General features: G+C 37.9%; 9 protein-coding genes. All 9 read left to right on the forward strand.

Annotation, left to right across the window (positions count from 1 at the left end):
- Positions 1-163 precede the first annotated feature (163 nt).
- Positions 164-1,024: an ATP phosphoribosyltransferase gene (gene hisG, locus Q0505_RS03755; RefSeq protein ID WP_299208987.1), complete on the forward strand. Its 861-nt coding sequence runs from the start codon at positions 164-166 to the stop codon at positions 1,022-1,024.
- On the forward strand, positions 1,024-2,334 hold the full coding sequence (gene hisD / locus Q0505_RS03760; RefSeq protein ID WP_299208990.1) for a histidinol dehydrogenase: 1,311 nt from the start codon (positions 1,024-1,026) through the stop codon (positions 2,332-2,334). Before hisG ends, hisD begins: the two co-directional genes overlap by 1 nt.
- A gap of 9 nt (positions 2,335-2,343) precedes the next feature.
- Complete coding sequence (gene hisC, locus Q0505_RS03765; protein WP_299208994.1) at positions 2,344-3,396, forward strand: histidinol-phosphate transaminase; 1,053 nt, start codon at positions 2,344-2,346, stop codon at positions 3,394-3,396.
- 47 nt (positions 3,397-3,443) lie between these two features.
- Entirely contained in the window at positions 3,444-4,580 is a 1,137-nt protein-coding gene (hisB, locus tag Q0505_RS03770) for a bifunctional histidinol-phosphatase/imidazoleglycerol-phosphate dehydratase HisB (protein WP_299208997.1), read from the forward strand.
- A gap of 108 nt (positions 4,581-4,688) precedes the next feature.
- Entirely contained in the window at positions 4,689-5,348 is a 660-nt protein-coding gene (hisH, locus tag Q0505_RS03775) for an imidazole glycerol phosphate synthase subunit HisH (RefSeq protein ID WP_299209000.1), read from the forward strand.
- A gap of 106 nt (positions 5,349-5,454) precedes the next feature.
- Positions 5,455-6,183, forward strand: a complete 729-nt coding sequence (gene hisA, locus Q0505_RS03780; RefSeq protein WP_299209003.1) for a 1-(5-phosphoribosyl)-5-[(5-phosphoribosylamino)methylideneamino]imidazole-4-carboxamide isomerase — start codon at positions 5,455-5,457, stop codon at positions 6,181-6,183.
- A gap of 3 nt (positions 6,184-6,186) precedes the next feature.
- On the forward strand, positions 6,187-6,723 hold the full coding sequence (locus tag Q0505_RS03785) for a DinB family protein (protein WP_299209006.1): 537 nt from the start codon (positions 6,187-6,189) through the stop codon (positions 6,721-6,723).
- A gap of 75 nt (positions 6,724-6,798) precedes the next feature.
- Positions 6,799-7,554 (forward strand): imidazole glycerol phosphate synthase subunit HisF, encoded by a 756-nt coding sequence (gene hisF, locus Q0505_RS03790; RefSeq protein WP_299209008.1) that lies wholly within the window; start codon positions 6,799-6,801, stop codon positions 7,552-7,554.
- Between the two features lie 18 nt (positions 7,555-7,572).
- The coding region (hisIE, locus tag Q0505_RS03795) for a bifunctional phosphoribosyl-AMP cyclohydrolase/phosphoribosyl-ATP diphosphatase HisIE (RefSeq protein WP_299209011.1) at positions 7,573-8,056 on the forward strand (484 nt) is incomplete at its 3' end.

Consider the following 8,056-nt stretch of genomic DNA (forward strand, 5'->3'; position numbering starts at 1 on the left):
TTGTATCTGTTATGAAGAACAATATATTACATCATCATCATTTTACATCAATCGCTCGAGCGAGGTGAAATGATATGCCTATACATTATTTCAAAACCCGTTTGAGTTATTCAAACGGGTTTTTTGTTTTGTATAACTCAAGCATTAATAAGTAAAAAGAAAAATGAACACAAAAATTAGAATCGCTGTCCAAAAATCTGGGCGCCTTAATGAAAAGTCACTAGCACTCCTTGAAAATTGCGGGATTTCTATTGACAACGGACAAGATCAATTAAAAACGACCGCTAGAGATTTTCCTTTAGAAGTATTTTATCTCCGTAATGGAGATATTCCACAATACCTAAGAGATGGTGTTATTGATCTTGCTATTCTTGGTGAAAATACATTAATCGAAAAAGGAGAAGATCTGCAAATTATAGAGCGTCTTGGATTTTCAAAATGCAAAGTGTCTCTGGCAATACCCAAAAATGAAACATACAATTCAGTTAAGGATTTTGAAGGAAAACGCATCGCAACATCCTATCCCAATACCGTTAAACGATATCTTAAAGAAAAAGGAGTTTCTGTAGAACTTCACGTCATTAACGGTTCTGTAGAAATTGCTCCCAATATTGGTCTTGCTGATGGGATTTGTGATATTGTTTCTAGTGGAAGCACCTTGTTTAAGAACAATTTAAAGGAGGTAGAAGTCATGCTAACGTCAGAAGCGGTATTAACAGTGTCGCCTAAAATCTCTAAAGAACGTAAAGAAATCCTTGAGAAACTCCGATTTAGAATTCGCAGCGTTCTTAAAGGACAACGCAGCCGTTATGTGCTTATGAATGTGCCTAATGCTAAGTTGGATGTTGTTATAAAAATACTACCCGGTATGCGAAGCCCTACTGTATTACCACTAGCAGAAAAAGGCTGGAGTAGTGTACATAGTGTGATTGATGAAAATAGTTTTTGGGATGTGATCGATCAACTCAAAGAAGCAGGAGCCGAAGGAATCCTAGTATGTCCAATCGAAAAAATGGTACTGTAATGAACAAAATTTATAACCCAGCGCCCAAGGATTGGCAAGAGATTCTAAAACGTCCTACACAAACCGTAGAAGATATAGAAGCTACCGTTACAGACATTTTTAAGCAAGTAAAGCAAAAAGGCGATCGCGCTGTAGCAAAATACACCTCTCTTTTTGATGGGATTGCGTTAGATACTACCATAGTATCTTCTCAAGAGGTAAGTGAAGCTGTAGCGGCATTAGATCCAGAAGTAAAAGAAGCCATACAACTTGCAAAAAGCAATATTGAAAAATTTCACGAAGCACAAAAAACAGAACGTGTTACTATAGAAACGACCCCAGGTGTAACTTGCTGGCAAGAAAAACGGCCGATTCAAAAGGTAGGTCTCTATATTCCTGGAGGAACAGCCCCCTTATTTTCTACCATATTAATGCTGGCAATCCCTGCAAAAATTGCGGGATGTAAAGAGATTGTATTATGTACACCCCCTTCAAAAGAAGGAACCATTAACCCTGCTATTTTGTATACAGCACAATTATGTGGCGTCACAAAAATCTATAAAGTAGGAGGTATTCAGGCGATTGCAGCGATGACTTTTGGTACAGAAACCATTCCGCAAGTGTATAAAATATTTGGACCAGGCAATCAGTTTGTCACAGTCGCAAAACAATTGGCGACCAATTATGGGGTTGCGATTGATATGCCAGCAGGTCCATCAGAGTTGCTTGTGGTGGCAGATGATACCGCAGATGCCGCTTTTGTAGCATCCGATCTGTTAAGTCAAGCAGAGCACGGAACCGATAGTCAAGTGATCTTGGTATCTACTTCGCGCAATCTGATAACTGCTGTAGAAAAAGAAATTCAAGTGCAGATGAGTACGCTTTCGCGAAAGCGTATAGCTCAAAAAGCTATTGATAATAGTAAGCTGATTTATGTAGAAGATGATGCGACAGCACTAGCACTTATTGATGAATACGGTCCAGAACATTTTATTGTTTGTGTAGAAAATGAAGATTTTTACGTAAACGGAATACAAAATGCAGGATCAGTTTTTATAGGGAACTATACCCCAGAAAGCGCTGGTGATTATGCCTCAGGAACCAATCATACCTTACCTACAAATGGCTATGCAAAGCAGTATAGCGGTGTAAATTTGGATAGTTTTTTAAAGAGTATGACCTTTCAAAAAATCACAAAACAAGGGATTAAAAACATTGGGAATGCTATTGAAATCATGGCAACGGCAGAAGGGCTGGAAGCTCATAAAAATGCAGTGACATTACGATTAAATAAACTAGACGAAGATGCCCCTTCATCAAATAACAACTAGAGGAAAGCTATGAAAAAGCAATTTGACCTCCATAGCCTTGTTCGTGCCAATGTAGCAAAAATGACGGCGTATAGCTCAGCGAGAGATGAGTTTACAGATTTTGATAAAGAAATGGTGTTTTTGGATGCCAATGAAAATCCTTTTGATAATGGTGTAAATCGCTACCCAGACCCACAACAAGGCAAACTACGACAACTCATCGCTACCCAGAAACAAATAGCGGAAGATCAAATCCTTTTCGGGAACGGCAGTGACGAAGTCTTGGATCTTATCTTCAGAGCCTTTTGTGTGCCTGCCAAAGATAATGTGATCAGTTTGCCACCTACCTACGGAATGTATAAAGTACTGGCTGCTACAAATGATATCGAAAATAGGGAGGTATTACTCAATCAAGATTTTCAACCAGATCTTGATACGATCTTTCAAAACGTAGATGAGAACACAAAATTGATCTTTCTTTGCTCGCCAAATAATCCGACGGGGAATCTTATTGATGCAGAAAAAATAGAGGAAATCCTTACTCGTTTTGATGGCCTTGTGGTGATAGATGAAGCCTATATTGATTTTGCTTCTTCTCCAAGTTGGACAAAAAACCTTGATCTATATCCTAATTTAATCGTGACACAAACGCTTTCAAAAGCGTATGGAATGGCAGGAATACGACTAGGAATGACATTTGCTTCAGCAGAAATTATACAGATTCTCAAAAAGATAAAACCACCGTATAACGTAAACATTTTAACACAACAAACAGCAGTTCATCATATTACAAAATATGATTCTATTAAAAAAGAAATAGACTCAATACTAGATAGTAAGGGTTATTTATATAAAGTATTAGTTGATGTTAATTTTATAACAAAAGTATTTTCATCAGAAGCAAATTTTATATTAGCCAGAGTCGATAATGCAAGCTTACGATACAACCAATTACTAGAAAAAGGCATCGTCGTTCGTAACCGAAGTACCCAACCACTTTGTGAAAATACCTTACGGTTTACGATAGGAACCGCAAAAGAAAATGAGCAATTAATAACAGCGTTAATAGCAATCTCAAAATAATAATTAAGCTAGATTCTGAAACAAGTTCAGAATGATAAATCATACAAATGAAAAAGAAAGTTTTATTTATAGACCGTGACGGTACAATCATTAAAGAAACCGTAGATGAGCAAATAGATGCTTTTGAAAAAATGATATTTTATCCTAAAGCCTTTACATGGTTGGGTAAAATTGCACAAGAGTTGGATTATGAACTTGTCATGATTACCAATCAAGATGGCTTAGGAACCGATGTCTTTCCAGAAGATACCTTCTGGCCAGTGCATAATTTTATTCTCAAATCGTTTGAAAATGAAGGGGTTGTTTTTGATAAGGTATTTCTAGATCGCACATTTCCGCATGAAAATGCAGATACGCGTAAGCCTGGCACAGGGTTGCTGACCGAGTATTTTTCTGAAGACTATGATTTAGCAAACTCTTTTGTGATTGGTGATCGACTTACGGATATGCAACTTGCTACAAACCTGGGTGCTAAAGGGATTTATATCAATGACGAAACGCATTTAGGCACAGGAGAAATTACGATAAAGCGATCAGAATTAGATAAAGATATTGCCTTAGAAAGTAACGATTGGCAGAAGATTTATGAGTTTTTAAAATTAGAAGATCGTATTCGTACGCTTTCGCGAAAAACAAACGAAACCGATATCCAAATCACCATCAACTTAGACGGTACCGGAAAATCATCAATCGATACGGGAATTGCTTTTTTTGACCACATGCTGGATCAATTGGCGAGACATGGCGCAATGGATTTAGATATTCAAGTAAAAGGCGATCTGGAAGTAGATGAACATCATACCATCGAAGATACTGCGATAGCCTTGGGCGAAATCTTTGCTGATGCACTAGGTAATAAACTGGGGATTGAACGTTATGGTTTCTGTTTACCAATGGATGACTGCTTAGCACAAGCTGCTATTGACTTTGGAGGTCGTAATTGGCTTGTTTGGGAAGCTGATTTTAAACGAGAGATGATAGGGAAGATGCCGACAGAAATGTTCTATCACTTCTTTAAATCCTTTACAGATGGAGCCAAAGCCAACCTAAATATCAAAGCAGAAGGTACCAATGAGCATCACAAAATCGAAGCTATTTTTAAAGCCTTTGCCAAAGCGATTAAAGTAGCGATTAAACGTGATCCAGATAAAATGATCCTGCCAAGCACTAAAGGAATGTTGTAAATATCCCTAGCCCCCAAAGGGGGTAATAATAGTAATGTGGTAATGATATAGAAAATAAGAAGAGTTAGATGAGATATCTGTATTCACAGATATGAAAAAGAAAAATATATGAATAAGGAAAGAGTTCCCCCTTTGGGGGCTAGGGGGCAAATAGTTATCATAGATTACGGTGCTGGAAATATCCAGAGTATTAAATTTGCGATACAGCGTTTAGGACTCACAGCCGTGTTAAGCAATGATCCTGAAGAAATAAGAAATGCAGATAAAGTTATTTTCCCTGGCGTAGGTGAGGCGAGTAGTGCGATGCAAAAGCTGAGAGAAGGCGGTTTGGATAAAGTGATTCCGACGTTACAGCAACCTGTTTTAGGAATTTGCTTGGGCATGCAATTGATGTGCAACTACTCAGAAGAAGGGAATACAGAGGGATTAGGAATTTTTGATGTAGATGTGGTACGCTTTCCTGACGACCGAGTAGGTGGGCGCGAATCTGCCCCGTCAGCAGACAGGAGCATAAAAATCCCACAAATCCAGTGGAATAGTATTTCACACCTTACATCACCACTCTTTAAGAATGTGGCAGAACATGAGTTTATCTATATGGTTCACAGCTATTATGCACCCGTGACAGATCAAACTATCGCTGTCTGTGAGTATGGGATTCCGTATAGCGCCGCTTTCGCGAAAGCAAACTTTTATGGCACACAATTTCATCCAGAAAAGAGTAGCCGTACGGGAGAGCAGATTTTGAAGAATTTTTTGGAATTATAATTGAACTGTCCCCTCGAGCGCAGTTGAGAGGTTTTTAAATAAAGAACAGTAATAGGTCTAGACTGTGACTGACCAACTAAAAGTTACCCGTGTTCGCGGGCATAAAATGAGAATAATACCAGCAATAGATATCATCGAAGGGAAATGTGTACGGCTCTCAAAAGGAGATTATGACACTAAAAAAATATACAATGAAAATCCGCTAGAGGTTGCCAAAAATTTTGAAGCGCACGGGATCAAATACCTCCATTTGGTAGATCTTGACGGTGCTAAAAGCAAGCATATAGTTAATCATCAGATTTTAGAGCAAATTGCTTCTAAAACCACTTTGAAAATTGATTTTGGCGGTGGCTTAAAAACAGATCAAGACCTTCGTATTGCCTTTGAAAGTGGTGCTTCACAAATCACAGGCGGAAGTATTGCGGTAAAAGATCCTTCCGTATTTGAAAATTGGATTAGCACCTATGGATCTGATAAAATTATTTTGGGCGCAGATGCACAGAATGAAAAAATAGCCATCAGTGGTTGGCAAGAAGAAAGTGATTTGGAGTTAATTCCGTTTATTATTGATTATATGCAAAAAGGAATTTCGTATGTCATCTGCACTGATATCAGTAAAGACGGGATGTTGGAAGGTCCTTCATTTGATTTGTATGAGAAAATTATACATTCGTGTCAGCCTGGGCTTAAACTCATTGCCTCTGGTGGAATCTCAACGTTTGATGAGTTGCCAAGGCTGGTAGAACTAGGTTGTGAAGGAACGATAATAGGAAAAGCTATTTATGAAAATCGTATTTCCTTAAAACAACTAGAAAACTTTATTTTAAATCATTAATGTATGGAATCATCTTGGGTTACTGATTTTAAGGAAAATACGCTTTACAGAATTGATGAAAGTACGCGTATGGTTGAGATCGCTTTCGCGAAAGCGGCATCCTACACACAACCAAATCCATTTGAAGATATTTTTTGGAAACGTCCAAATAATGCCAGTAATAGTATGGAGAATCAGATTTTACATTTGTGTGGTAATATGACACAATATGTAATCTCAAGTCTTGGCGAACAAGAAGATACGCGTGATAGAGATACGGAGTTTCAAATTGCGGGTAGTTATACAAAAGAGGTATTGCTTGAGAAACTAAAAACGACCGTAGCCGCAGTGAAGGAAACCATCATAAATGCCACGGAAGAACAGCTTTTGAAAAAACGAGATGTGCAAGGCTTTCATTTTTCAGGAATGGGCTGCGTGATTCATGCCGTAGAGCATTATAGTTACCACACAGGACAAATCGCTTTTTGGGTAAAGCAATTAATAAATAGTCCGTTAGGGTTTTATGATGGATTGGATTTGACAATTAAAAATGATGAGTGATGAGTGATGAGACCTATAACCAATAACTATAATTGTAATTATAAATTAAAAAATACCCGCCTTCGCGGGCATAAAATGATAACAAAAAGAATAATACCCTGTTTAGATATAAAAAATGGTAGAACCGTGAAGGGAACCAATTTTGTTAACCTGCGAGATGCTGGTGATCCGGTAGAGCTGGCGAAAATATACTCAGATACGGGTGCAGATGAGCTTGTGTTTCTGGATATCTCTGCTACCGAAGAACGTAGAAAAACCCTGTCAGATCTTGTATTGCGAGTTGCATCACAAGTCAATATTCCGTTTACGGTAGGAGGTGGCATTTCATCTGTAGAAGATGTAGATATTCTCCTTAAAAATGGAGCTGATAAGGTGTCTATCAACTCTAGTGCGGTAAAACGTCCAGAACTGATTAATGAATTAGTGGCAAAATTTGGCTCTCAATGCATTGTTGTAGCAATAGATGCTAAATATATTAATGGCGAATGGATCGTTCATCTCGTGGGCGGTAAAGTGCCTACAGAACGTAATTTATTTGATTGGGCAAAAGAAGTAGAGCAACGTGGTGCAGGTGAAATCCTATTCACCTCTATGGATCACGATGGAACTAAAGATGGTTTTGCCAATACAGCTTTAGCAAGACTCTCTAACGAATTAAATATTCCTATCATTGCTAGTGGTGGTGCAGGAAACATACAACATTTTAAAGACGCGTTTACAGAAGGAAAAGCCGATGCTGCACTAGCGGCTAGTGTTTTTCACTTTGGAGAAATACCAATACCAGAATTAAAAAAAGAATTAAAAACGCAAGGGATTACCGTGCGTATCTAACCTCAAAATAGATAAAATATGACAATTGATTTTTCAAAATTTTCAGATGGCCTTGTTCCTGCTATCATACAGGATGCACTTACCAAAAATGTACTGATGCTTGGGTATATGAATAAAGAAGCGTATTCAAAAACGTTGGATACACAACGCGTAACATTTTTTAGCAGAAGTAAAAACCGTTTATGGACTAAAGGAGAAGAGTCTAATAATTACTTAGATCTTGTTGAAATAAAAGTAGATTGTGATCAAGATAGTTTATTGGTACTTGTAGAGCCTACAGGTCCCGTATGTCACAAAGGGACAGATACCTGTTGGGGAGAACGCAACATACCTCAATATGGTTTCTTTTCAAACCTAGAAGAAGTGATACGGGATCGTAAAGACAATCCAGAAAATAATCCAAATTCTTACGTGGCTAGCTTGTTTAAAAAAGGAATCAATAAAGTAGCTCAAAAAGTAGGTGAGGAAGCTGTAGAAGTTATTATTGAAGCTAAGGATGATA

Source organism: uncultured Dokdonia sp. (assembly GCF_937910895.1).
In the GTDB taxonomy this organism is placed as follows: Bacteria; Bacteroidota; Bacteroidia; order Flavobacteriales; family Flavobacteriaceae; genus Dokdonia.